Consider the following 21,858-nt stretch of genomic DNA (forward strand, 5'->3'; position numbering starts at 1 on the left):
CTGATGAAAATAAGCTGGACGTGGTTCCACAAGCTGGGCTCCCCAAAATGGTTCTATGCCATCAGCGGTCGAATGCTGCCGTGGCTGACCGTCTCCGCCATCTTGCTGCTGGTCACCGGCGTGATCTGGGGATTGGCCTTCGCCCCGCAGGATTACCAGCAAGGCAACAGCTTCCGCATCATCTATATCCATGTACCGGCGGCCATGCTGGCGCAGTCCTGCTACGTGCTGTTGGCAGTGGCCGGGGTAGTGGGGCTGGTGTGGAAGATGAAGCTGGCCGATGTCGCGCTGCAGTGCGCAGCCCCCATTGGCGCCTGGATGACCGCCGTGGCGCTGGTTACTGGGGCCATCTGGGGCAAGCCGACCTGGGGTAGCTGGTGGGTGTGGGATGCGCGGCTGACGTCGATGCTCATCCTGCTGTTCCTGTACTTCGGCATCATCGCCCTCGGCCAGGCGATCAGTAACCGTGACAGCGCGGCCAAGGCGTGCGCGGTGCTGGCCATTGTCGGAGTGGTGAACATCCCGATCATCAAGTACTCGGTGGAGTGGTGGAACACCCTGCACCAGGGCGCCACCTTCACCCTGACGGAAAAACCGGCGATGCCCGCCGAGATGTGGTTGCCCCTGTTGCTCACGGCGCTGGGCTTCTACTGCTTCTTCGGTGCCGTGCTGCTGCTGCGCATGCGCCTGGAAGTGCTCAAGCGCGAGGCGCGGGCCAGTTGGGTACGTGAAGAAGTCCTGAACAGCCTGGGTCGGAGGGTGGCGTGATGAGCTTTGCTTCATTCGGCGACTTCCTCGCCATGGGTCATCATGCCCTGTACGTCTGGTCGGCATACGGCATCTGCATGGCGGTGCTGGCGGTCAATGTCGCCATGCCCTTGCTGGCCCGTCGCCGCTACCTGCAAGAAGAGGCGCGCCGTCTGCGCCGGGAGAACAACCAGTGAATCCGCAGCGCAAGAAACGCCTGTTGCTTATCCTCGGCCTGCTGGTCGGTGTCGGCGTTGCCGTCGGCTTTGCCTTGAGCGCCCTGCAGCAGAACATCAACCTGTTCTATACACCGACCCAGATCGCCAACGGCGAAGCACCGCTGGACACACGCATCCGTGCCGGTGGCATGGTGGAAAAAGGCTCGGTGCAGCGTTCGTCCGACTCGCTGGACGTACGTTTCGTGGTCACCGATTTCAACAAGTCGGTGCCGATCACCTACCGCGGCATCCTGCCTGACCTGTTCCGCGAAGGGCAGGGCATCGTTGCCCTGGGCAAGCTCAATGCCGACGGTGTGGTGGTGGCCGACGAGGTGTTGGCCAAGCACGATGAGAAATACATGCCGCCGGAAGTCACCAAGGCACTGAAGGAAAGCGGCCAGGCCGCCACTGGTGCGGAGTCCAAGCCATGAATGCGGCGTTGGTGATCCCTGAGCTGGGACAATTGTCGATGATCCTGGCGATCTGCTTCGCCGTCGTGCAGGCCAGTGTGCCGTTGTTGGGGGCCTGGCGTGGCGACAGCCTGTGGATGAGCCTGGCGCGCCCGGCGGCCTGGGGGCAGTTCGCGTTTCTGGCGTTCGCTTTCGCCTGCCTGACCCACGCCTTCATGACCGACAATTTCTCGGTCGCCTATGTGGCCAGCAACTCCAACAGTGCCTTGCCCTGGTACTACAAGTTCAGCGCGGTGTGGGGTGCCCATGAGGGCTCGTTGCTGTTGTGGGCGCTGATTCTCGGTGGCTGGACCTTTGCCGTATCGGTGTTCTCGCGGCAACTGCCGCACGTGATGCTGGCCCGGGTACTGGCGGTGATGGGCATGATCAGCGTCGGTTTCCTGTCATTCCTGATCATCACCTCCAACCCTTTCCAGCGTCTGCTGCCGCAGGTGCCGACCGACGGACGCGACCTCAACCCGTTGCTGCAGGACTTCGGCCTGATCGTCCATCCGCCGATGCTGTACATGGGCTATGTCGGCTTCTCGGTGGCATTCGCCTTCGCCATTGCCGCTCTGCTGGGTGGCCGTCTCGATGCGGCCTGGGCACGCTGGTCGCGGCCCTGGACCATCGTTGCCTGGGCGTTTCTCGGGGTGGGTATCACCCTGGGATCGTGGTGGGCCTACTACGAGTTGGGCTGGGGCGGCTGGTGGTTCTGGGACCCGGTGGAGAATGCCTCGTTCATGCCGTGGCTGGTGGGTACGGCGCTGATCCATTCGCTGGCGGTGACCGAAAAACGTGGTGTCTTCAAAAGCTGGACGGTACTGCTGGCCATCGCCGCGTTCTCCCTGAGCCTGTTGGGAACCTTCCTGGTCCGTTCCGGGGTGCTGACCTCGGTGCATGCCTTCGCCGCCGACCCGTCCCGAGGCGTGTTCATCCTGATCTTCCTGCTGTGCGTGGTCGGCGGTTCGCTGACCCTGTTCGCCCTGCGCGCACCGGTGGTGAAAAGCCAGGTCGGCTTTGCCCTATGGTCGCGCGAGACATTGCTGTTGGCCAATAACCTGATTCTGGTGGTGGCAGCCTCGATGATCCTGCTGGGTACCTTGTACCCCCTGGTGCTCGACGCGCTGACCGGGGCCAAGCTATCGGTCGGCCCCCCTTACTTCGATGCCTTGTTCCTGCCCTTGATGGCGTTGCTGATGGTGGTGCTCGGCGTCGGCGTGGTGGTGCGTTGGAAGGACACCCCTGGCACGTGGCTGGTCAGCATGATGACCCCGGTGTTGATCGGCAGCGCAGTGCTTGCACCGGTTGCGGGCCTGATCGTCGACGACTTCGACTGGCCGACCTTGAGCGCCTTCGCCCTGGCGTCCTGGGTTGTGCTGGCTGGCCTGCGCGATATCGTCGACAAGACCCGTCACAAAGGCCTGGTCAAGGGCATGCGCGGCCTGAGCCGCAGCTATTGGGGCATGCAGCTGGCGCACCTGGGCCTGGCGGTCTGCGCCCTGGGCGTGGTGCTGTCGAGCAACAACAGCGCCGAGCGCGACCTGCGCATGGCTCCGGGCGAGAGCATCGAGCTGGGCGGTTATCACTTCCTTTTCCAGGGCGCCAAGCACTTCGAGGGCCCTAACTTCATCTCCGACAAGGGTACGGTGGTGGTGTCCCGCGAGGGCCGCGAGATCACCACGCTGCACCCTGAAAAGCGCCTGTATACCGTGCAGCAGTCGATGATGACCGAAGCCGGTATCGATGCCGGTTTCACCCGTGACCTGTACGTTGCCTTGGGCGAGCCGCTGGAGAACGGCGCCTGGGCCGTGCGTGTGCACATCAAGCCTTACGTCCGCTGGATCTGGCTGGGCGGTCTGCTGACCGGTCTGGGCGGATTGCTGGCGGCCCTGGACCGACGTTACCGCGTCAAGGTCAAGACCCGGGTGCGTGATGTCCTGGGCGTGTCTGGAGCAGCTGTATGAAGCGTTGGATCATGGTAGTACCCCTGGCGGTGTTCCTGCTGGTGGCGGTGTTTCTCTACAAGGGGCTGTTCCTCAAGCCCGACGAGCTGCCTTCGGCGATGATCGGCAAGCCGTTCCCGGCGTTCTCCCTCGCCTCGGTGCAAGGCGATCGCAATCTCACCCAGGCCGATCTGCTTGGCCGCCCGGCGCTGGTCAACGTCTGGGCGACCTGGTGCCCATCGTGCAAGGTCGAGCACCCGTACCTGAACCAACTGGCCCAGCAGGGTGTGGTGATCCATGGGGTCAACTACAAGGACGACAATGCCGCCGCGCAGAAGTGGCTGGCGGAGTTCCACAACCCTTACCAGCTCGATATCCGTGACCAGCAGGGCACGCTGGGGCTGGACCTTGGTGTGTATGGCGCACCGGAAACCTTCCTGATCGATGCCCAGGGCATCATCCGCTACAAGCACGTCGGTGTCGTCGACGCCACGGTCTGGCGTGAGCAACTGGCGCCGCTGTATCAAGGGCTGGTCGATGAGGCCAAGCCATGAGGCGCTGGCTTGCAGCCGCCGTGCTGGGCATGAGCCTGGCCGGCGTGGCCAAGGCGGCCATCGACACCTACCAGTTCCGCGATGAGGCAGAGCGCGAGCGTTACCAGCAACTGACCAAGGAATTGCGCTGCCCCAAATGCCAGAACCAGGACATCGCCGACTCCAACGCACCGATTGCCGCTGACCTGCGCCGCGAAATCTTCCGCATGCTGGGCGAGGGCAAGAGCAACCAGCAGATCATTGACTTCATGGTCGACCGCTATGGCGATTTCGTGCGCTATAAGCCGGCGCTCAGTGGGCGGACCTGGCTGCTGTGGTTTGGCCCTGGGATTCTGCTGGCCGGTGGCTTCGTGGTATTGGCGGTGATGGTCCGTCGACGCCGTGACCCTGCCGCGCAGGGTGCCAAGGAGCTGTCCGTCGAAGAACGCGAGCGTCTCGCCAAACTGCTGGATAAAGAACAGACCCATGACTGAATTCTGGCTTAGTGCGGGCCTGCTGCTGCTCGCCGCCCTCGGCTTCTTGCTGATTCCGATCCTGCGTGGCCGCCGTCGCCAGCAGGAAGAAGACCGTACCGCACTGAACGTGGCCCTGTATCAGGAACGGGTCGCCGAACTGGCTGCCCAGCAGGCGGCCGGTGTGCTCGATGAAGCGCAGTTGGCCAGTGGGCGTGACGAAGCGGCCCGTGAACTGCTGGCTGACACCGAAGGTGGCGAGGCGCAGCGTCAGGGCTATCTGGGCAAAGCCTTGCCGTTGCTGGCGGCGGTACTTGTTCCCGTAATGGCATTGGGGCTGTACCTGCACTTTGGTGCAGCGGACAAGGTCGAGTTGACCGAGGAGTTCGCCGAGGCGCCCAAGACCTTGCAAGAGATGACCTCGCGCCTGGAGCGCGCTGTCCAGGCCCAGCCAGACTCTGCCGAGGGCCTGTACTTTCTGGGCCGTTCCTATATGGCCGAGCAGCGCCCAGCCGATGCAGCGCGTACCTTCGAGCGTGCCGTAGCCTTGGCCGGGCGCCAGCCCGAGTTGCTCGGCCAGTGGGCCCAGGCGCTGTACTTTGCCGCCGACAAGCAATGGAGCGCGCCATTGCAGGCGCTTACCGACGAAGCACTGCAAGCCGATCCGAAGGAAGTGACCAGCCTGGGCCTGCGAGGCATCGCGGCGTTCGAGGGCGAGCGCTACCAGGAAGCCATCGACTACTGGCAGCGACTGCTTGCCCTGTTGCCGGAGGGTGATGCCTCGCGCGCGGCTCTGCAGGGCGGCATCGACCGCGCCGCCGAGCGGCTCGGTGGCAAGCCCGCCGCACCCGTGGCAGCACGGGTGAAAGTGCGTGTGGAGCTGGCGGCTGCGCTCAAGGACAAGGTCAAGCCTGACGACACGGTGTTCATCTTCGCCCGTGCCCTGAACGGCCCACCGATGCCTCTGGCGGCCAAGCGGGTGACGGTCGCGCAGTTACCGATCGAAGTGGAGTTGTCCGACGCCGATGCGATGATGCCGCAGATGAAACTGTCCGACTTTGCCGAAGTCAAACTGGTTGCCCGTGTCTCACGTGCCGGCCAACCGACCCGCGGCGAGTGGATCGGCCAAGGCGCGCCATTGGCCAAAGGCACCCAGGCTACCCAGCACCTGATCATCGACAGCCCCGATTTGTAAGAGAACCACGCCATGCACAGCACCGTCCGCCTGACCCTGATCACCCTGGCCCTGGGTTTGTCTGCGTGTACGGTGCACGAGCCGTACGAGCAGCCCGAACCTCGCATCGAGACGCCGCCGCACCAGGGGCCGGCGGTAAAGCCATTGCCGGGTAGTCGACCGTCTACCCAGCCGAGCAAGCCGGCGTCGATACCCAAACCGATGCCGCGCACCTCCGCGAGCTTCGCGCCGCCACCGGGCGGTGCCAGCCACTGGGACCCGAAACTGGGTGTATACGTGCTAGAGAAAAAACCTAATACCTTCTACAGACAGCGCACCTATTACCGCTGGGATGGGGGCTGGAGCTGGTCGCTGAGCCCTGATGGGCCGTGGCAGGAAACCGACAGCAGTGGTGTGCCCGGCGGTCTTGGCAGGGCATTCGCCCAATAGGCCCTTGGGGCAAACCACCATTACAGTACAGTTGAACCTCGATTTATCGATTGACTGTACTGTACGGTAACTCCGCATAATGCCCCTTCGAACGAACTCGGAGGCGGCATGAGCAAAACAGTTCTGGTACTGGTGGAGACCGTCGACGATTACCTGCCTTTGCTGGAAGAGGCAGGCTATCGGCTGATCCGAGCCCCGTCGCCCTCGCTACGTGCCGATGCCATCGCCAACCATGCCCATGAGATCGACGCGGTACTCACCCGTGGCCCGCTTGGCTTGACCGCCGCCGAGATCGACACGCTACACCAGCTGCGGATCATCTGCGTGATCGGTGCCGGCTATGAGCAGGTCGACCTGGCCGCCGCCGCCGCGCGTGGTATTACCGTCACCAATGGCGCCGGAGCCAACGCCACGGCAGTCGCCGACCATACCTTGGCCATGCTGCTGGCGCTGCTGCGCGATATCCCTCGCGCCGACGCCGGTACCCGCCGAGGCGAATGGAACCGGGTAATCAGCCCCTCGGTCAGTGGCAAACGCCTGGGCATCCTCGGTCTCGGTGCAGTCGGGCAAGCGATTGCCAAGCGTGCCCACCTGGGCTTTGACATGAGCATCAGCTACCACAGCCGCACGGCTCGCCAGGACGTGCCCTACGCCTGGTTCGACAGCCCACTGAGCCTGGCCCGGGACGTGGACATTTTGGTGGTCGCCACGCCGGGGGGCGCCACTACCCGACACCTGGTCGATGCCCAGGTGCTGGAGGCGCTGGGGGCCGAGGGCTACCTGGTTAACATCGCCCGTGCCAGTGTGGTGGATACCCAGGCCTTGGTCGCAGCACTCGAGCGCGGGCAGATCGCCGGTGCCGCGCTGGACGTGTTCGATGACGAGCCTGCCGTGCCCGATGCGCTCAAGGCCCTCGGCAACACCGTGCTGACGCCCCATGTAGCTGGCCAGTCGCCGGAGGCCGCGCGGGATACTGTGTCCCTGGTATTGCGCAACCTGCAGGCCTTCTTTGCCGGCGAGCCCGTGCTGACGCCGGTGCGCCAGTAACCTTCGCTTTCGATTCCGCCCGGCGGTGACCGGGCCTCAAGGAGTGTTTGATGCAACTCGAGATATTCCAGGTCGATGCCTTCAGTGCTGAGCCTTTCGGGGGCAACCCAGCGGCGGTGATTCCGCTGGATAGCTGGCTGCCGGACGACAGGCTCCAACGCATTGCCGAAGAGAACAACCTATCCGAAACCGCTTACTTCGTCCGCAATGGCGAGACGTACGACCTGCGTTGGTTCACCCCGGCGGTCGAGGTCGATCTGTGCGGGCATGCCACGCTAGCGTCGGCCTATGTGCTGTTCGAGCAATTGGGCGAACAGGCACAAGTGCTGCGCTTCAATACCCGCAGCGGCGAACTGCGGGTCAGCCGTGGCGCCGACGGACTGCTGGCGATGGACTTTCCGGCCAGGCAGCCGGTCGCGGTGGACACCCCCGCAGGTTTGCTGCAAGCCCTGGGTCTGAACGTAGCGGGGCAGCTTTACCGCAGTGATGATTTCGTGCTGATGATCGATGACGCTTCGCTGCTTGAACCGCTCAAGCCAGATTTCGTCGCATTGTCAGCCTTCGATGTACGCGGTATCGCTGTCACTGCTCCGGGTCGTGGCTATGATTTCGTCACTCGATGGTTCGGCCCGCGGGTCGGAGTCAACGAGGACCCGGTCACGGGTTCGGCCCACACCTCGCTGGCGCCGTTGTGGGCCGAACGCCTGGGCAAGACCAGTCTGAGCTGCGAGCAGGGCGGGGCACGCAAGGGTCAGCTGCATTGTGAAGTGCCTGGCAATGGCCGGGTGATCATCAGCGGCCGGGCGGCGCTCTACCTCAAGGGTCGCGTGTTCATCTGACTGGCAGACCGCATCGTTCCTGAAAGTGCAAGCCATCCCTGAGCGGATTTATCCGCGATGCGCCGCGCGGGCGGCGCTTTTTTCCCGGCAGGCACCCGGCAGCCTTCGGATGGCCGTTCGTCGGGAGTGCGGGCTCTCGTAGAGTCCCATTCTCCGCCCCTCCCGAGATCACCCGTATTGGCTTGCTTCCTGTCACCTGACTTTCCAGTCAACTGCGCAAGAAGTTGCGCACTCAAATGTGGATAAACCTGTGCATACATTCCTGTAGGCCTTGAGAAATATGGCGTACAGGCAACTGCGCAACTTTTTGCACACCACTGCGCAAGAAGTTGCGCACTTTTCCCGTGGTTTTTTCCGAAAAAGCTCTCCGATTTTCAGCGTGGATCGCTGCAGGCCTTGATCTACAAGGCTTTTCCTCAAGTTGGCACGACTTTTGTCACATCGAGACCCGATTGACCGGCAATTAGCTGCCGAAAAAGGCACTTATCCACAGCAAGGAGAGCAGCACCATGGCAACACCCGCGTACATGTCCGTCACCGGCGAAAAACAAGGCCTGATCACCGCTGGCGCGTTCACCGCCGATTCGGTGGGCAACACCTACCAGGAAGGCCACGAAGACCAGGTGATGGTCCAGGGCTTCGACCACCAGGTGATCATCCCCCGTGATCCGCAGTCCGGCCAACCGACCGGCCAGCGCGTGCACAAACCGGTGAAGATCACCAAGGTCTTCGACAAGGCCTCGCCACTGCTGCTGGCGGCCCTGACCTCCGGTGAGCGCATGACCAAGGTCGAGATCAAGTGGTACCGCACCTCGGCCGCCGGCACCCAGGAGCACTACTACACCACCGTCCTGGAAGACGCGATCATCGTCGACATGAAGGACTACATGCACAACTGCCAGGACCCGGCCAACGCCCACTTCACCCACCTGGAAGACGTGTACTTCACCTACCGCAAGATCACCTGGACCCACGAGGTCTCCGGGACTTCCGGTTCCGACGACTGGCGCGTTCCGGTCGCAGGCTAAACCTGGATCACACCGCTGCCTGCCGCGTTCGCGCGGCGGGCTGCGGTCGTTTTCACTACGTTTTCCTAAAGGAGGACAGGGATGTTTGCCGCCGCGAACCAGACCCATTTCAGCTTGCACATCGACGGCCTGGAGCACGATTTCCAGGTCCTCGCCTTCAACGGCACGGAAGCCATCAGCCACGCCTATGCCATTGACCTCGAGCTGGTCAGCGAACGCCCTTCGCTGGACCTGGAACGCCTGCTGCACAAACCCGCTTTCCTCCAGCTCGGCGATGCCGGCCGTGGCCTGCACGGCCTGAGCCCTCCCGCCAACCCGGCCAAGCGCCCGCTGGGCAGTGAGGTGCTGGCATGAGTGGCGAATCCAAGCAACGCGAAGCGCAAGTCGCGGTCGCCCCGCTCAACACCATCGACGCCAAGGACGTGGGCCGCGGCGCCGCCGCCTTCGACGCCTGGTTGCAGTCGGTCAGCAGCGGCTACGTCACCCTCGAACGGATCAAGACCGTGGCCGGTGCCTTGCCGGTGGTGGGCAACATCATGGCCCTGGTCGACGCCCTGGGCGATGTGGTCACCCTGGTCAAGAGCAAGCACCGCCAGGTGCTCGACTGGGTCAGCCTGGGCATCAACCTGATCGGCGTATTGCCGGCGCCGCCGACCATGGCCGCCGCCCGCATGAGCTTGCGCCCGACCTTGTTCCTGGTCCGCCAGGAGCTGCGCAACAGCGCCAAGATGCTGCTGGGCGACTCGCTGATCACGGTGCTGATGGGCCACCTCAACGCCACCATCGCCGGGACCCTCGACGACTTTGTGACCCAGGCACAGCCAAAGATCGCCGGCATTCTCAAGGACGCGGGCGATCTGGGTACCAAGGTGACTGGCGAAATTGCCACGGGCCTGGAGAAAGTCGTGCTCGGCCAACTCGACGCCCAGGGCGACAAGGCGGCGGCGAGCAAGCAGATGGCAGCCGCCAGCGACCAGTTGCTCAACGACCCCAAGGCGGCGATCAGCAACTTCTTCGGGGCGGTGCACAGCGCCTGCAAGGCGGCTGGTAAAGGCATGGCCAACAGCGCTACCAGCAAGCTGTTGCCCGATGACATCAAGAACAGCGTGCTGGCCAATACCGGGCAGCTGCGAGCGCTGGGCGGGGAAATGGCCAAGCGCCAGTATCAATACGATGCCGTCGGCCAGCTGACCGACATCCACGACACCCGCCGTGGTCACCTGGCCTATCAGTACGACCCGGTGGGCCGCCTGCTGCAAGCCACCAGTCGCCTGGGCGGTTCATTGCTCAGGACCCTATTAGTTATGCTGGCGGCCTGAACCTCTATGCATACACTGTAAACCCAACGGTCTGGACTGATCCTCTGGGGTTGGCGGGAAACCCCGCTAACTCGACCCATGTCACTTATCAGGCCATTGATCAAGCAACGGGTAAGCCGTATGTAGGCTACGCCAGTATGCCTGGTGATAAGTCGGCCCCGGAAGTTGTCAAATACAGATATGGTGGGAACTATGAGCGTTTTGGTGGTTCTGCGCCTGAAGTTTTATATCGCGGTTATGGTCAAGATGGTAAAGATACAGTTCGTGGTTTGGAACAGCATTATTTCCTAGCAAACGGCGGTCTTGAGGGAGCTGCGAACCGACAAAATCCAGTTGGAGAAAAGAACGGTCGTCGTACAGAGTACACGGTCGCTGCCAAGAATCATCTCGATTCGCAGGTGGCCATTAGTGGAGTAGTATGTGCAATTTGAGGGGGTGAAGATGAATAAACGGATTGTGTGGAACGTAGGGGATTTTTTAGTTCTGCAGGTTAGAGGTGGGCTTTATACAGTCGCCAATATGGTTGGTAAGACAGTTTTATGTGTGTTCGATGTGTTTCGCACTGAGGATGAATGGAGTGATGTGGATTGGAGAAAAGTTAGGCCGCTATTTCAAGTTTTTGTAGGTAGTGTGGTCCAAAAAAAATTAGGTGTCAGGAAGTTCTCTGTCGAAGGATGGGGTACTGATATTGTTGTCCCGCAACGATACTGGATTAAGCCATACAGTGTGGCGGATGGTGATCACTTCAAAGGAGGAGGTGATAAGTTTTCATTCTATGGTGGAAAGCTTATAGATGTAGGGGTGGGAGATAATCCGGAGACATATGGGGCTCCGGTTATAAAGCATGACCTTTCTGTTCGGGATGATCGGGATATTATCGAGGCACATGAGTTGACAAATATGTGGGGTGATCAAGATCTCTCTGATAGGTTGTCGCGCTATTATGATGCTGGAATCAATCGAGATGATTTGAAATTTGAGATATTTCCGGGTTTATGGGATGACAGGGAACAGTTGCGACCGTTGACAAGGCGGTTGCCTATTCCTCTGCGGTAATATTTTAGCGGGTTAGAGTAAGATGGGCGTAGCCAACTACTTAGCGATCAAGTTTTTTTGGCCGCAAGTGGGCTGTACCATGTCTATATCGCGGCATGAATCTGGAAGGGGATGGCAGCAGCGCCCACGCCAAGGCTATAAGTGAATGGGCTCGGCCCGCCAGGGCGACCAGCGCCAGGAAGAAACCTTTGCCTACGACGGCAACGGCAAGCTGATCCAGGCCATCAATGCCGACAGCAAGCTGCAATGGTTCCATGACGAAGCGGGCAACCTCACTCGCGAGCATCAGTACTACCTCAAGACCGCTGTGCCGATGGTCGCGGTGTGGAAGCACGAGTACGACGCGCTGAACCTGCGCACGGCGACGATTCGTCCCGATGGCCATAAGGTCAGCACGCTCACCTATGGCAGCGGTCACGTGCTGGGCATGACCCTTGACCAGCATGAGCTGCTGGCCTACGAGCGCGATGCTCTGCACCGTGAGGTGGTCCGGCATCAGGGCAACCAGCTGATGCAGACCCAGGCGTGGGACCCGGCAGGTCGCCTGCAGGCGCAATGGCTGGGTAGCCACGACGGCAAGTCCACGTTGCTCAAGCGCCAGTATCAATACGATGCTGTCGGCCAGCTGACCGACATCCACGACACCCGCCGTGGTCACCTGGCCTATCAGTACGACCCGGTGGGCCGTCTGCTGCAAGCCACCAGTCGCCTGGGTGTCGAGACCTTCGCCTTCGACCCGGCTGGCAACCTGCTGGACCAGAAGACCCAGGAACTCAACCGCCCGCTGGAAAGCGACCCGCGTCGCAACAAGCTGATGGACAACCTGCTGCGCGAGTACGCCGGCACGCATTACCAGTACGACGAACGCGGCAACCTCATCCACCGCCTGCACAACGGCGACAAAGCCCGCCTGACCTGGGACCTGTTCGACCGTCTGGTCCGCTTCGACGATGGCAAGCTCAGCGTCGCGTACAGCTACGACGCCCTGGGCCGTCGCCTGCACAAACACTCGACCGCGCATCACTACGACGATCCCCGTGCGGGCAGCGGCTGGAACCAGATGCAACGCGCCAAGCGCCAGCGCGAACTGGGTTGCGGTTACACCCTGTACGGCTGGGATGGCGACAACCTCGCCTGGGAAAGCTCGCCGCCGCAGGACGAAGGCGAAACCGGGCGGACCGTGCATTACCTGTACGGACCGGACAGCTTCGTGCCCGTTGCGCAGGCCCTGCGCAAGGCACCGATTCGCCTGTTGCGGCAGCCGGACTGGCGTGGACGCGAATACGACATCGACCAGGACCCGCTGTGGCAACACGAAGTGAATCCGCAGCCGATCGATGCGATTGCCTGGTACCAGTGCGATCATCTCGGCACGCCGATGGAGCTGACCGACCACCACGCAGAGGTGGCGTGGGCGGGGCAGTACAAGGCGTGGGGTGACGTGCGCGAGGTGCGCTCGGAGTGGGCCAAGCAGGTTGGGATGAGCAACCCGATTCGCTTCCAGGGGCAGTACCACGATCATGAGACCGGGCTGCATTACAACCGCTATCGGTACTATGATCCGAGGGTTGGGCGGTTCGTGAGTCAGGACCCCATTAGTTACACCGGAGGTTTAAATCTATTCGCTTATGCTCCGAACCCTGTGCAATGGACAGACGCATTAGGCCTTGGACGCTCCCTTTGCGATCGTATGAAGAAGGGAGATCCAGATGGTAAAGGTAACTTCCGGGGAGGATCTTATGGCGGTACGACTACAAGAGGTGTTGAGTCCCATCATATGCCAGCTGACAGCGTTAGTCCTATCAAACGCAGTCAAGGCCCAGCTATCCAAATGGATCCAAGTGATCACGCTCGTACAAGTAGTCATGGCAGGCAAGGTAATGCGGGTAAAGCGTATAGGGCAGAGATACAGCAGATGATTAATTCTGAAAACATGCGAGGAACTATGGCAATGGAGATCCGGGATGTTCGCCGAGTGGCTTCCGAATCGGGGCAACCTAGAAAATACAATGTGGCTATGCAAGAAGTGCTGGCTTACTCCAAGTGTCAAGGATATTGGGTGAAAAAATGATTATGAATGAGCAAGAGCTTTCTAGGTGGAAGCAGAAACTACAGTCACTTGATCCTTATGAGTCCGAGGCAGACTGTAGCATGTTTTTCAAACTTCTCGATGAGGTGCAAGGGCGCACCAATGAAGAGGTTATTAGTGTGCTACTAGATACATTCACTAATGCTGATGATTATGGGGTGCAGGAGAGGGTGTTAATTGTCTTGGGCGGGTCGGATCCTATAGAGTTTGCTAGCGAACTTTCGAAAGGGTTTGAAAGGCTTCTGGCTAGATCGAGTGAGAAAGAATGGCCGTTGATTTTGCTTGGGCGAGTGTTTAATACTGGGGATTCCAATTGGATCGTGCCAATAACTGATGCTGCGCGATCAAATCCAGTTCTACGAGATTTCTTACGAAGTGATGATTTTTTGGCGGGGTACCCAGAGGTTAAGGCAATATTGAATAAGGCGGGAGTTTAGTTATGCAGGGTATCTGAATACTTGAGGATAGGTAGGTATACGGAAAAGTTTTACGAAGTTAATAATGTCAGAATGAGCGTGGAGGTCACCGGCAGTCAGAGAGAAATGCATGCTTGGCAGCATGAGAAAATTCTACAGTGCAAAGCCGCGAATGGCGGGAATAGGCCGCCTTTAAATAAGGGCGACTATTGAGGGGGGTATGTTGCTAGGGATGATCAGTGAGTTGCATGCGCTCGTAGGTGATGCGGAGCATGTTGCGCGCAATAAAATAAAGCCGGGTATGGTGAAGTTGCTGGAAGGTGTTGTTCTTGAGTGCGGTGCTGAAAAACTGACTTTTATTGCAGTTGTGATGTCTGATGAATTAGTAGCTTACTATCCTGAGGTTAAACGCTGTCATAAGGCTAGAAAAACTGTAGAGGCGCGCGTGTAGATTCCTTATTATGAGTTTAAGGATGCAAACAGCACTCGGCAGATGGGTATGTTGCTCGATGCGCTAGTGTCCTGTCTCGGAAATAAGCTGTTCACTTTTGGCGGCGTCCTGGGCTTTCGGCCTGCGTTGCCACTCCTCGCCATAGCCCTGCTATGACTCGTCGCGGCGCCTTTGCCGAACACCCAGGCCACTCGCCAAAAGAGAACGTATTTCCGAGACAGGACACTAGATCGTGCGCTGGTTATGATTGGTGAGATAAGAAGCTTAAAGCTAACGGCCGCTGATTCTCATGTGCTAAAGGAGGCGGTTGGAAAAGCAAGAGTGCAATTAAGTTCCACTTGAAGCCGAGCTTCACCAAGCCGCACTTACCTGTACGAGTCGAGCAGCCTCATGCTCGTAGCGAAAGCCTTGGGCAAGGTACCGATTCGCCTGTTATGCCAGCCGGACTGGCGTGGACGCGAATACGACATTGATCAGGACTCGCTGTGGCAGCACGAAGTGAAGTCGCAGCCGATCGATACCATTGCCTGGGACCAGTGCGATCACCCGGGTACGCCGATGGAGCTGACCGACCACCACGGAGAGGTGGCGTGGGCGGGGCAGTACAAGGCGTGGGGTGACGTGCGCGAGGTGCGCTCGGACTGGGCCAAGCAAGTTGGGATGACCAACCCGATTCGCTTCCAGGGGCAGTACCACGATCATGAGACCGGGCTGCATTACAACCGGTATCGGTACTATGATCCGAACATCGCGAAATTCATCTCCCGAGATCCGATAGGGCTATTGGGAGGAACAAACCTTTACCAGTATGCGCCGAATCCACTGATCTGGATCGATCCGCTGGGACTATCAAGCGTAACAGTTGGTCGTTGGATGGGGCCTTCCGAGTACGATCAAATGACTAGTGCTGGGAGGGTTGTGCAAAGTTATACAGGTACAACACATGTTGTATCTCCAGTCAGTATTGAAGCTTTTGGAAAGCAGGCAAAGCCCGGAACTAAGTATTTTGAGTTCAATGTGCCTGAGGCGTCTCTCATTAAAACTAATGAGGGCTGGGCAAAAAATGTGGGTCCCGACTCACTAGAGGTAAGGCTTGCTAAGAGGAAGGGTAATCCTATACCGGAAATGACATTTGCAGAAGGCTTTAGAGTCAAAGCACATAAACAGAAGATGGAATAATTAAATGTTCATAGAGATATTGGCTTGGCTTGATGTTAACTCAAAAAGAAAGCTGGAGCTGAATGAAAATGAATTAAGCTCAAGTGCTGTTATCAATATTGATGATGAGTTTAATTTGGCGAGATTGACATTGTGGGATGATGATAGTTGTGTCATTGAGGCTGTCAATGTCGATACAGGTAGCTACATAATTAACGAGCGTTACGAAATAAAGGATCTGCAGGGGTTTATTGACGTTTTCGGGAAGTTTAATGCGGTATTGAAGTAGGTAAGGTTTTTTGCTTTAGCGGATTTGGGTGCTTGGTCGCGGCCCCGCTGTGGCAGCACGAAGTGAAACCGCAGCCGATTGATGCGATTGCCTGGTATCAGTGCGATCACCTAGGTACGCCGATGGAGCTGACCGACCACCACGGAGAGGTGGCCTGGGCGGGGCAGTACAAGGCGTGGGGTGACGTGAGCGAGGTGCGTTCGGACTGGGCCAAGCAGGTTGGGATGACCAACCCGATTCGCTTCCAGGGGCAGTACCACGATCATGAGACCGGGCTGCATTACAACCGGTATCGGTACTATGATCCGAGGGTTGGGCGGTTTGTGAGCCAGGATCCGATCAGCTACTTTGGCGGGTTGAGCCTCTATGCCTATACACTGAATCCGTTGCATTGGGTTGACGCATTAGGGCTTGCACCGACACCATTAAATCAACCTGGTTATACTGTCTACGGACTTTACGAGCCTAAGGCGACTAAGCCGTATTATGTAGGGCACACGATGCAGGCAGAAAGTGTGCGAGAGGCACAGCACGCGAATACAGGAAGACTCGGGGAGGCAAAGTTAGTGCCAATAGCCAAAGATTTGACTTATACGCAGGCTAAGGGGCGGAGCAATATTATCGAGAAGTGTATGATACTAAGACTGGTTTCCCTGGTGATGTGATTGAGCCGATAAATAAATCAAGGACAGACGAGCGCGGCCTCTCTCATGTGGCTGAATACAATAAGCTCAAGGCTGGTTCTGTTTGTGAGTTCTAGGTGGGATTGTATGAAGCAGCTAAAGTTGGACGTGAAACCTGGAAGTATTTTTTATATACCTGCATTGGATCGTGATAAGCAGTCTGGATTTGTGCTTGCTCGATTTATTGAGCATGTGGAGTCAAATGCAGGTTTTTTGATTGAGGTGTTTTCAAAGTTTTACTCATTGCCACCGAAATCTCTTTCGGAAGTCGAAATGAGTGAGAGACTTTTTAGGCCAATACTGTGCTCATTGCGTTTTTCAGAAATACCTCGCTGGAAGGTGTTGTTTGAGGATTTACAGTATGAACCGTCTTCATCGGGGTATGCTGATATAGTGCTTGAGTATCATTCTGATCTCTGGATTGGCGGAAATATGATCAAGAAAAAACTGACTGATCAAGGATTTTCCCAAGGAGCTAATGCTTTGGAGTGGGCCACCTGCTGGCGCATGCATCACATTGTGTTTAGAGTGAATGCTTGTTTGGCAGGTTATTTTGAGCCAGAAGAAGCATATGATGATGTTAAGCTGCCTGAGTCTATGCAGATTGGAAATAAGGAAGCGGGTGACGTCGTAGTTTTATTGGCAAGAAAAATTGATGATTTTTTTAAGGTTTTGTAAAAAGATAAGCAGACCCTGGCCAGCGATGCATCAAAATCACTTTTGAATCTGTAGGTCGAATGGCCCCACCTACAGCCGGTTAAGGAAACTCCAATCAAGTTTGGCCGAGCTCACAATGAGCAACATCTCGACCGCGTCAAACCCATTTTTCAGCCGTCAGTCGGGTCAAAACCAGAGCTTTGCTCTGGTTCTGACCCGCTACAGGGGCACCTCTCCCGCAGCGCTCAATCACTGCCGGCGCACCATCCTCAGGTTCGACAGCGCAAACAACGTCGTCAGTTGTGCTGTGTTCTGGGCCAAGCCACGAAAGCGAGTCTTGAATGGCTCACGCTTGCGTACTGTCGAAGTCACGCTCGCATGGACGACATCTTCCAGGCCATCCAGCGCCCAATTCGCGAGTACCGGAGAGATGATTCCCCCCTGTGGAGTTCCTGGCTCCGTGGCGAACAAGGCTCCCTGATCTACATACCCCGCTCGAAGCCATTTGCGCAGAACTACCTTAGCGCCTCCAGTGCGTGTTCTTCTTTGGTCGCGCGGAATCTGATCCGCTAAATTGGTGATTTTACCGTGCAAGGTTTAGATATACGAACTGGTAGCTATATCGAGACTCCAAAAATTAAGAGAAAGGTTTAAGCAAGTATTTGGTTTTCTTGTCGTTCATAGCTACCCCGAGAAGAAACGCTGCGGCGCCCGTGAGTTTGAGGGTGGCTAGAAAAGTCGTTCTGCGACCACCCGACACGCGTCGTCGTTGAGGTGAATTTGCTGAATTCCGGCGATCGCACGGCGCAGCCAGGTATCGGCAATTGCGCGATGTTCGTCATTCGTGCCGGCTAGCGCCGCCGCCGACAATTGTCGAATTCCGGCGCTGGCCGTCGCGCTGTCGTCGGCGTCGTTTGCAGTGGAAATATCGTGCTGGCCCAAAACGCAAGCTGATCCAGGCCATCAATGCCGACAGCAAGCTGCAATGGTTCCATGACGAAGCGGGCAACCTCACTCGCGAGCATCAGTACTACCTCAAGACCGCTGTGCCGATGGTCGCGGTGTGGAAGCACGAGTACGACGAACGCGGCAACCTCATCCACCGCCTGCATAACGGCGACAAGGCCCGCCTGACCTGGGACCTGTTCGACCGTCTGGTCCGCTTCGACGATGGCAAGCTCAGCGTCGCGTACAGCTACGACGCCCTGGGCCGTCGCCTGCACAAACACTCGACCGCGCATCACTACGACGATCCCCGTGCGGGCAGCGGCTGGAACCAGATGCAACGCGCCAAGCGCCAGCGCGAACTGGGTTGCGGTTACACCCTGTACGGCTGGGATGGCGACAACCTCGCCTGGGAAAGCTCGCCACCGCAGGACGAAGGCGAAACCGGGCGGACCGTGCATTACCTGTACGAACCGGACAGCTTCGTGCCCGTTGCGCAGGCGCTGCGCAAGGCACCGATTCGCCTGTTGCGGCAGCCGGACTGGCGTGGACGCGAATACGACATCGACCAGGACCCGCTGTGGCAGCACGAAGTGAAGCCGCAGCCGATCGATGCGATTGCCTGGTACCAGTGCGATCACCTCGGTACGCCGATGGAACTGACCGACCACCACGCAGAGGTGGCGTGGGCGGGGCAGTACAAGGCGTGGGGTGACGTGCGCGAGGTGCGCTCGGAGTGGGCCAAGCAGGTTGGGATGAGCAACCCGATTCGCTTCCAGGGAGTCGTACCACGATCATGAGACCGGGCTGCATTACAACCGGTATCGGTACTATGATCCGAGGGTCGGGCGGTTTGTGAGCCAGGATCCGATTAGCTACGTTGGTGGTTTCAACCTCTATGAGTATGTTTCGAACCCTATTGATTGGATCGATCCGTGGGGACTGAAGCGGATCAAGAATGCGATTGATGGGGATCGCCGCCATCAGGAATTCAATGCGGAAATTAAAACTCAGCATCCAAATGCGACTATTCAGAGTGAGTGTTATCTGCGGGATGCAAGCGGGAAATCTGTCAGGGATCCTGAAAGCGGTGAGCGGCGTAGGGTGGACACGGCTGTTATTGAGAATAGGCAGGCAACGACTTATGAGGTAACAAGTTTGACTGCTGATAAATATGATCAGCAAATGAAAGAAAGTCGAATTCTCACGAGTGGTGGGACATTTATTTGAGATAGAACTACTGGGAAGCTGGTGCCGGTTGCAGGGTTGTCTCAAGTAGAAAGGAGGTTGTAATGACAAGTGACTATCCAGTTTGGGATATCGATGTGTTGATTTCGGCCTATAGGAGTGCTCCGGACTGGCAGAAAAATATTGAGCTATCGACGGAGAATCTCTTCATTTTTATGGAGCGTAATGGTCTTCTGAAATGCCGAGTTACTGATGAGGAAGGGCGGGTTGTGAAGCGTGTGATCATGAAAAGCGAGATTACTGAGGAAGGCAATAAACTTGTTGAAGGGCCTAAAAGCGCTGTAAGTCGATGGGCTAAATCAAAAGGTAGATTTAATGATCCTGGGAATATCAGTGCGCTGGAGAAAGCCTTGGCCGAAATTAGAAAGTCATAGAGGGTTAAGAGGGCGGGCTTGAACTTTGAATAATAGGTTTTTAGCTCGCCTTTCTGTGCTTTTGGGTAGGCGGTTTCAGAGGCTGAGTGCAACACCCGACTATTGAGTTAAGGATGGGCTTTCATGGTGCTTGGCTATCATTGCCGTCATCATTTCGATACGGAGACGCTGAACAATTAGCCATTTCTTACCGTCCCCATTTTTCAAGCCGGTTTTTCCAACCTACTGGCCTTACTCTGTGTTTCTTGGGCCGATTTCTACCCTGATTTTGCTGAGTTAGCGGGCCAGCCCCGCCTTTTAGACGGACTTATCCCGCCGTCCGTTGCAAATACCGCTTGGCCAGTACCAGATTGGCCAACCCAAACAGACTGAACAACTGCGCCGTATTCTTTTCCAGTCCATTACGACACCGAAGAGCGTTTCGAACGCGATGCCGAAGGCCGCCTGCTGCAAGCCACCAGTCGCCTGGGTGTCGAGACCTTCGCCTTCGACCCGGCCGGCAACCTGCTGGACCAGAAGACCCAGGAACTCAACCGCCCGCTGGAAAGCGACCCGCGTCGCAACAAGCTGATGGACAACCTGCTGCGCGAGTACGCCGGCACGCATTACCAGTACGACGAACGCGGCAACCTCATCCACCGCCTGCACAACGGCGACAAGGCCCGCCTGACCTGGGACCTGTTCGACCGTCTGGTCCGCTTCGACGATGGCAAGCTCAGCGTGGCGTACAGCTACGACGCCCTGGGCCGTCGCCTGCACAAACACTCGACCGCGCATCACTACGACGATCCCCGTGCGGGCAGCGGCTGGAACCAGATGCAACGCGCCAAGCGCCAGCGCGAACTGGGTTGCGGTTACACCCTGTACGGCTGGGATGGCGACAACCTCGCCTGGGAAAGCTCGCCACCGCAGGACGAAGGCGAAACCGGGCGGACCGTGCATTACCTGTACGAACCGGACAGCTTCGTGCCCGTTGCGCAGGCGCTGCGCAAGGCACCGATTCGCCTGTTGCGGCAGCCGGACTGGCGTGGACGCGAATACGACATCGACCAGGACCCGCTGTGGCAGCACGAAGTGAAGCCGCAGCCGATCGATGCGATTGCCTGGTACCAGTGCGATCACCTCGGTACGCCGATGGAACTGACCGACCACCACGCAGAGGTGGCGTGGGCGGGGCAGTACAAGGCGTGGGGTGACGTGCGCGAGGTGCGCTCGGAGTGGGCCAAGCAGGTTGGGATGAGCAACCCGATTCGCTTCCAGGGGCAGTACCACGATCATGAGACCGGGCTGCATTACAACCGGTATCGGTACTATGATCCGAGGGCTGGGCGGTTCGTGAACCAGGATCCGATCAGCTACGGCGGCGGTTTAAACCTGTATACCTATGCGCCGAACCCTGTGGAGTGGATTGATCCACTGGGGCTCAACAAATTCGGCAGTGGCAAAGGCGTTCACACTGCAGTGGTAAATGTGCATGATGCTGAAGGTCAACACAACATTGTCTCATGTGTTCTTTACAGTGGAAACATGACTGAGGAAGAAAGAGCCTTAGGATTTCCAAGAAGTTCGCTGGCCACACATACGGAGGCTAGAGCAGTAAAACAGATACCACTGCAGCAGGGGGATGTTATGGTGATTGATGGGCAGTACCCTCCATGTCCTTCGTGCAGAGGTAAAATGAACAAGGCTTCAGCAACGTCAGGAGCAATAGTCAAGTATACCTGGTCAGAAAACGGTGAAACTAAAACATGGATCGCCAGTGAAGGGAGGTAACGAGGGTGACTATGGACAAAAAGTTTTCAGCAAATACCTTTCATGCGGATCATGAGTATGATGTGTTAACGGTCGGCCTTGCAGATGATTCTGAGGATCCAGTGGACTTTATTATCCTCCAAAGATCTGATGAGGTGGATGAGCAGGATCAGGAGTTAGGGCTGGATACTTACTATGTTGAAATTGGAAACCCTGGCGTTGCAGGTTATGGGGGGGTGGACAGAGTAGAGATTTTTTCAGATAGAATAATTTTTAACTTTGTCGGCTCTTGTGATTGGGTTAAGCCTATAAAGGCAATTGAGGTGAATACTTCTGGGGTTTCAGAGGATGTGAATGACATATATAGCGCTTTGAGCAAAATCTTCCATGGGGATACGCCTCTCGTTCGTTTTTAATGACTTTTAAAATGAGACGGCGTTTGGTAATTGGAACACAGCGCTAGTTAAGCCACCAAGAGGAAAAGCTGCGCTGCTCAGACTCATTATTTAACTATTTC

Annotated in this window: 20 protein-coding genes and 7 pseudogenes; 26 read left to right on the top strand and 1 reads right to left on the bottom strand. The window is 57.7% G+C overall.

All coding sequences use genetic code 11. The annotated features are described in order from the left end of the window. Positions 1-3 precede the first annotated feature (3 nt). The 22 genes and pseudogenes from C4Q26_RS19950 to C4Q26_RS27910 all read left to right on the top strand — a co-directional run bounded on the left by C4Q26_RS19950 (position 4) and on the right by C4Q26_RS27910 (position 17,043). Positions 4-768, top strand: coding sequence for a heme ABC transporter permease (locus C4Q26_RS19950; RefSeq protein WP_023381495.1), 765 nt, complete (start codon positions 4-6; stop codon positions 766-768). After that, positions 768-944: a heme exporter protein CcmD gene (ccmD, locus tag C4Q26_RS19955; RefSeq protein ID WP_023381494.1), complete on the top strand. Its 177-nt coding sequence runs from the start codon at positions 768-770 to the stop codon at positions 942-944. The genes C4Q26_RS19950 and ccmD overlap by 1 nt, the downstream gene beginning before the upstream one ends. Continuing rightward, entirely contained in the window at positions 941-1,396 is a 456-nt protein-coding gene (gene ccmE / locus C4Q26_RS19960; RefSeq protein WP_104881413.1) for a cytochrome c maturation protein CcmE, read from the top strand. The genes ccmD and ccmE overlap by 4 nt, the downstream gene beginning before the upstream one ends. An 11-nt stretch (positions 1,397-1,407) precedes the next feature. Next, positions 1,408-3,381, top strand: a complete 1,974-nt coding sequence (locus tag C4Q26_RS19965; protein ID WP_177429864.1) for a heme lyase CcmF/NrfE family subunit — start codon at positions 1,408-1,410, stop codon at positions 3,379-3,381. Beyond that, on the top strand, positions 3,378-3,914 hold the full coding sequence (locus C4Q26_RS19970) for a DsbE family thiol:disulfide interchange protein (RefSeq protein WP_023381491.1): 537 nt from the start codon (positions 3,378-3,380) through the stop codon (positions 3,912-3,914). The genes C4Q26_RS19965 and C4Q26_RS19970 overlap by 4 nt, the downstream gene beginning before the upstream one ends. Then, the gene (locus C4Q26_RS19975) at positions 3,911-4,387 is read left to right on the top strand and encodes a cytochrome c-type biogenesis protein (protein WP_023381490.1); all 477 of its coding nucleotides are present in this window, start codon (positions 3,911-3,913) and stop codon (positions 4,385-4,387) included. The genes C4Q26_RS19970 and C4Q26_RS19975 overlap by 4 nt, the downstream gene beginning before the upstream one ends. Continuing rightward, entirely contained in the window at positions 4,380-5,561 is a 1,182-nt protein-coding gene (gene ccmI, locus C4Q26_RS19980; protein WP_023381489.1) for a c-type cytochrome biogenesis protein CcmI, read from the top strand. Before C4Q26_RS19975 ends, ccmI begins: the two co-directional genes overlap by 8 nt. Positions 5,562-5,573: 12 nt before the next feature. Continuing rightward, entirely contained in the window at positions 5,574-5,990 is a 417-nt protein-coding gene (locus C4Q26_RS19985) for a hypothetical protein (RefSeq protein WP_023381488.1), read from the top strand. A 108-nt stretch (positions 5,991-6,098) separates the two neighbouring features. Further along, positions 6,099-7,037, top strand: coding sequence for a 2-hydroxyacid dehydrogenase (locus C4Q26_RS19990; RefSeq protein WP_027908251.1), 939 nt, complete (start codon positions 6,099-6,101; stop codon positions 7,035-7,037). Between the two features lie 50 nt (positions 7,038-7,087). Further along, positions 7,088-7,876 (top strand): PhzF family phenazine biosynthesis protein, encoded by a 789-nt coding sequence (locus C4Q26_RS19995; RefSeq protein WP_023381486.1) that lies wholly within the window; start codon positions 7,088-7,090, stop codon positions 7,874-7,876. A 509-nt stretch (positions 7,877-8,385) separates the two neighbouring features. Further along, positions 8,386-8,904 (top strand): Hcp family type VI secretion system effector, encoded by a 519-nt coding sequence (locus C4Q26_RS20000; RefSeq protein WP_023381485.1) that lies wholly within the window; start codon positions 8,386-8,388, stop codon positions 8,902-8,904. Between the two features lie 81 nt (positions 8,905-8,985). Further along, a pseudogene (locus tag C4Q26_RS20005) lies at positions 8,986-9,204 on the top strand (type VI secretion system tip protein VgrG); the annotation flags it as partial. A 50-nt stretch (positions 9,205-9,254) separates the two neighbouring features. Continuing rightward, positions 9,255-10,181 (top strand): annotated as a pseudogene (locus C4Q26_RS20010) (RHS repeat protein); the annotation flags it as partial. A gap of 179 nt (positions 10,182-10,360) precedes the next feature. Next, complete coding sequence (locus tag C4Q26_RS28130) at positions 10,361-10,654, top strand: hypothetical protein (RefSeq protein ID WP_177429838.1); 294 nt, start codon at positions 10,361-10,363, stop codon at positions 10,652-10,654. Between the two features lie 10 nt (positions 10,655-10,664). Then, a complete protein-coding gene (locus C4Q26_RS28135; RefSeq protein ID WP_177429839.1) occupies positions 10,665-11,279 on the top strand; it encodes a hypothetical protein in 615 nt (204 codons plus the stop codon). Positions 11,280-11,430: 151 nt separating this feature from the next. After that, positions 11,431-13,350, top strand: a pseudogene (locus C4Q26_RS20025) (RHS repeat-associated core domain-containing protein); the annotation flags it as partial. 80 nt (positions 13,351-13,430) lie between these two features. Next, positions 13,431-13,805, top strand: coding sequence for a hypothetical protein (locus C4Q26_RS20030; RefSeq protein ID WP_158664900.1), 375 nt, complete (start codon positions 13,431-13,433; stop codon positions 13,803-13,805). Positions 13,806-14,004: 199 nt separating this feature from the next. Further along, a complete protein-coding gene (locus C4Q26_RS20035; RefSeq protein WP_104881422.1) occupies positions 14,005-14,235 on the top strand; it encodes a hypothetical protein in 231 nt (76 codons plus the stop codon). A 366-nt stretch (positions 14,236-14,601) separates the two neighbouring features. Then, positions 14,602-15,087, top strand: a pseudogene (locus C4Q26_RS28415) (RHS repeat domain-containing protein); the annotation flags it as partial. A 331-nt stretch (positions 15,088-15,418) separates the two neighbouring features. Beyond that, positions 15,419-15,682 (top strand): hypothetical protein, encoded by a 264-nt coding sequence (locus C4Q26_RS20045; protein WP_104883424.1) that lies wholly within the window; start codon positions 15,419-15,421, stop codon positions 15,680-15,682. Between the two features lie 44 nt (positions 15,683-15,726). Then, positions 15,727-16,099 (top strand): annotated as a pseudogene (locus tag C4Q26_RS28880) (RHS repeat-associated core domain-containing protein); the annotation flags it as partial. A 353-nt stretch (positions 16,100-16,452) separates the two neighbouring features. Further along, positions 16,453-17,043, top strand: a complete 591-nt coding sequence (locus tag C4Q26_RS27910; protein WP_158664901.1) for a hypothetical protein — start codon at positions 16,453-16,455, stop codon at positions 17,041-17,043. A 708-nt stretch (positions 17,044-17,751) separates the two neighbouring features. Here the strand turns inward: C4Q26_RS27910 and C4Q26_RS20065 are convergent. Further along, positions 17,752-17,964 (bottom strand): hypothetical protein, encoded by a 213-nt coding sequence (locus C4Q26_RS20065; protein ID WP_104881425.1) that lies wholly within the window; start codon positions 17,962-17,964, stop codon positions 17,752-17,754. Between the two features lie 5 nt (positions 17,965-17,969). On the opposite strand from C4Q26_RS20065, the pseudogene C4Q26_RS20070 reads away from it, so the two are divergent. The 4 genes and pseudogenes from C4Q26_RS20070 to C4Q26_RS20085 all read left to right on the top strand — a co-directional run. Next, positions 17,970-18,915, top strand: a pseudogene (locus tag C4Q26_RS20070) (RHS repeat-associated core domain-containing protein); the annotation flags it as partial. Between the two features lie 344 nt (positions 18,916-19,259). Next, a complete protein-coding gene (locus C4Q26_RS20075; protein WP_023381481.1) occupies positions 19,260-19,589 on the top strand; it encodes a hypothetical protein in 330 nt (109 codons plus the stop codon). 429 nt (positions 19,590-20,018) lie between these two features. Further along, positions 20,019-21,362, top strand: a pseudogene (locus C4Q26_RS20080) (RHS repeat-associated core domain-containing protein); the annotation flags it as partial. Positions 21,363-21,373: 11 nt separating this feature from the next. After that, positions 21,374-21,757, top strand: a complete 384-nt coding sequence (locus C4Q26_RS20085; protein ID WP_104883426.1) for an Imm10 family immunity protein — start codon at positions 21,374-21,376, stop codon at positions 21,755-21,757. The last annotated feature ends 101 nt before the right edge of the window (positions 21,758-21,858 follow it).

Origin of the sequence: Pseudomonas sp. SWI44, assembly GCF_002947915.1 — a bacterium.
GTDB lineage: Bacteria > Pseudomonadota > Gammaproteobacteria > Pseudomonadales > Pseudomonadaceae > Aquipseudomonas > Aquipseudomonas taiwanensis.

What these genes read in the sequence shown, in the direction of transcription:
- C4Q26_RS19985 (WP_023381488.1), top strand. Translation starts at nt 5,574, where the DNA reads ATGCACAGCACCGTCCGCCTGACCCTGATCACCCTGGCCCTGGGTTTG.
- C4Q26_RS28135 (WP_177429839.1), top strand. Translation starts at nt 10,665, where the DNA reads ATGAATAAACGGATTGTGTGGAACGTAGGGGATTTTTTAGTTCTGCAG.
- C4Q26_RS19950 (WP_023381495.1), top strand. Translation starts at nt 4, where the DNA reads ATGAAAATAAGCTGGACGTGGTTCCACAAGCTGGGCTCCCCAAAATGG.
- C4Q26_RS20035 (WP_104881422.1), top strand. Translation starts at nt 14,005, where the DNA reads ATGTTGCTAGGGATGATCAGTGAGTTGCATGCGCTCGTAGGTGATGCG.
- C4Q26_RS20030 (WP_158664900.1), top strand. Translation starts at nt 13,431, where the DNA reads ATGTTTTTCAAACTTCTCGATGAGGTGCAAGGGCGCACCAATGAAGAG.
- C4Q26_RS20045 (WP_104883424.1), top strand. Translation starts at nt 15,419, where the DNA reads ATGTTCATAGAGATATTGGCTTGGCTTGATGTTAACTCAAAAAGAAAG.
- C4Q26_RS20085 (WP_104883426.1), top strand. Translation starts at nt 21,374, where the DNA reads ATGGACAAAAAGTTTTCAGCAAATACCTTTCATGCGGATCATGAGTAT.
- C4Q26_RS20075 (WP_023381481.1), top strand. Translation starts at nt 19,260, where the DNA reads ATGACAAGTGACTATCCAGTTTGGGATATCGATGTGTTGATTTCGGCC.
- ccmD (WP_023381494.1), top strand. Translation starts at nt 768, where the DNA reads ATGAGCTTTGCTTCATTCGGCGACTTCCTCGCCATGGGTCATCATGCC.
- C4Q26_RS20000 (WP_023381485.1), top strand. Translation starts at nt 8,386, where the DNA reads ATGGCAACACCCGCGTACATGTCCGTCACCGGCGAAAAACAAGGCCTG.
- C4Q26_RS27910 (WP_158664901.1), top strand. Translation starts at nt 16,453, where the DNA reads ATGAAGCAGCTAAAGTTGGACGTGAAACCTGGAAGTATTTTTTATATA.
- C4Q26_RS19995 (WP_023381486.1), top strand. Translation starts at nt 7,088, where the DNA reads ATGCAACTCGAGATATTCCAGGTCGATGCCTTCAGTGCTGAGCCTTTC.
- C4Q26_RS19970 (WP_023381491.1), top strand. Translation starts at nt 3,378, where the DNA reads ATGAAGCGTTGGATCATGGTAGTACCCCTGGCGGTGTTCCTGCTGGTG.
- C4Q26_RS28130 (WP_177429838.1), top strand. Translation starts at nt 10,361, where the DNA reads ATGCCTGGTGATAAGTCGGCCCCGGAAGTTGTCAAATACAGATATGGT.
- C4Q26_RS19975 (WP_023381490.1), top strand. Translation starts at nt 3,911, where the DNA reads ATGAGGCGCTGGCTTGCAGCCGCCGTGCTGGGCATGAGCCTGGCCGGC.
- C4Q26_RS19990 (WP_027908251.1), top strand. Translation starts at nt 6,099, where the DNA reads ATGAGCAAAACAGTTCTGGTACTGGTGGAGACCGTCGACGATTACCTG.
- ccmI (WP_023381489.1), top strand. Translation starts at nt 4,380, where the DNA reads ATGACTGAATTCTGGCTTAGTGCGGGCCTGCTGCTGCTCGCCGCCCTC.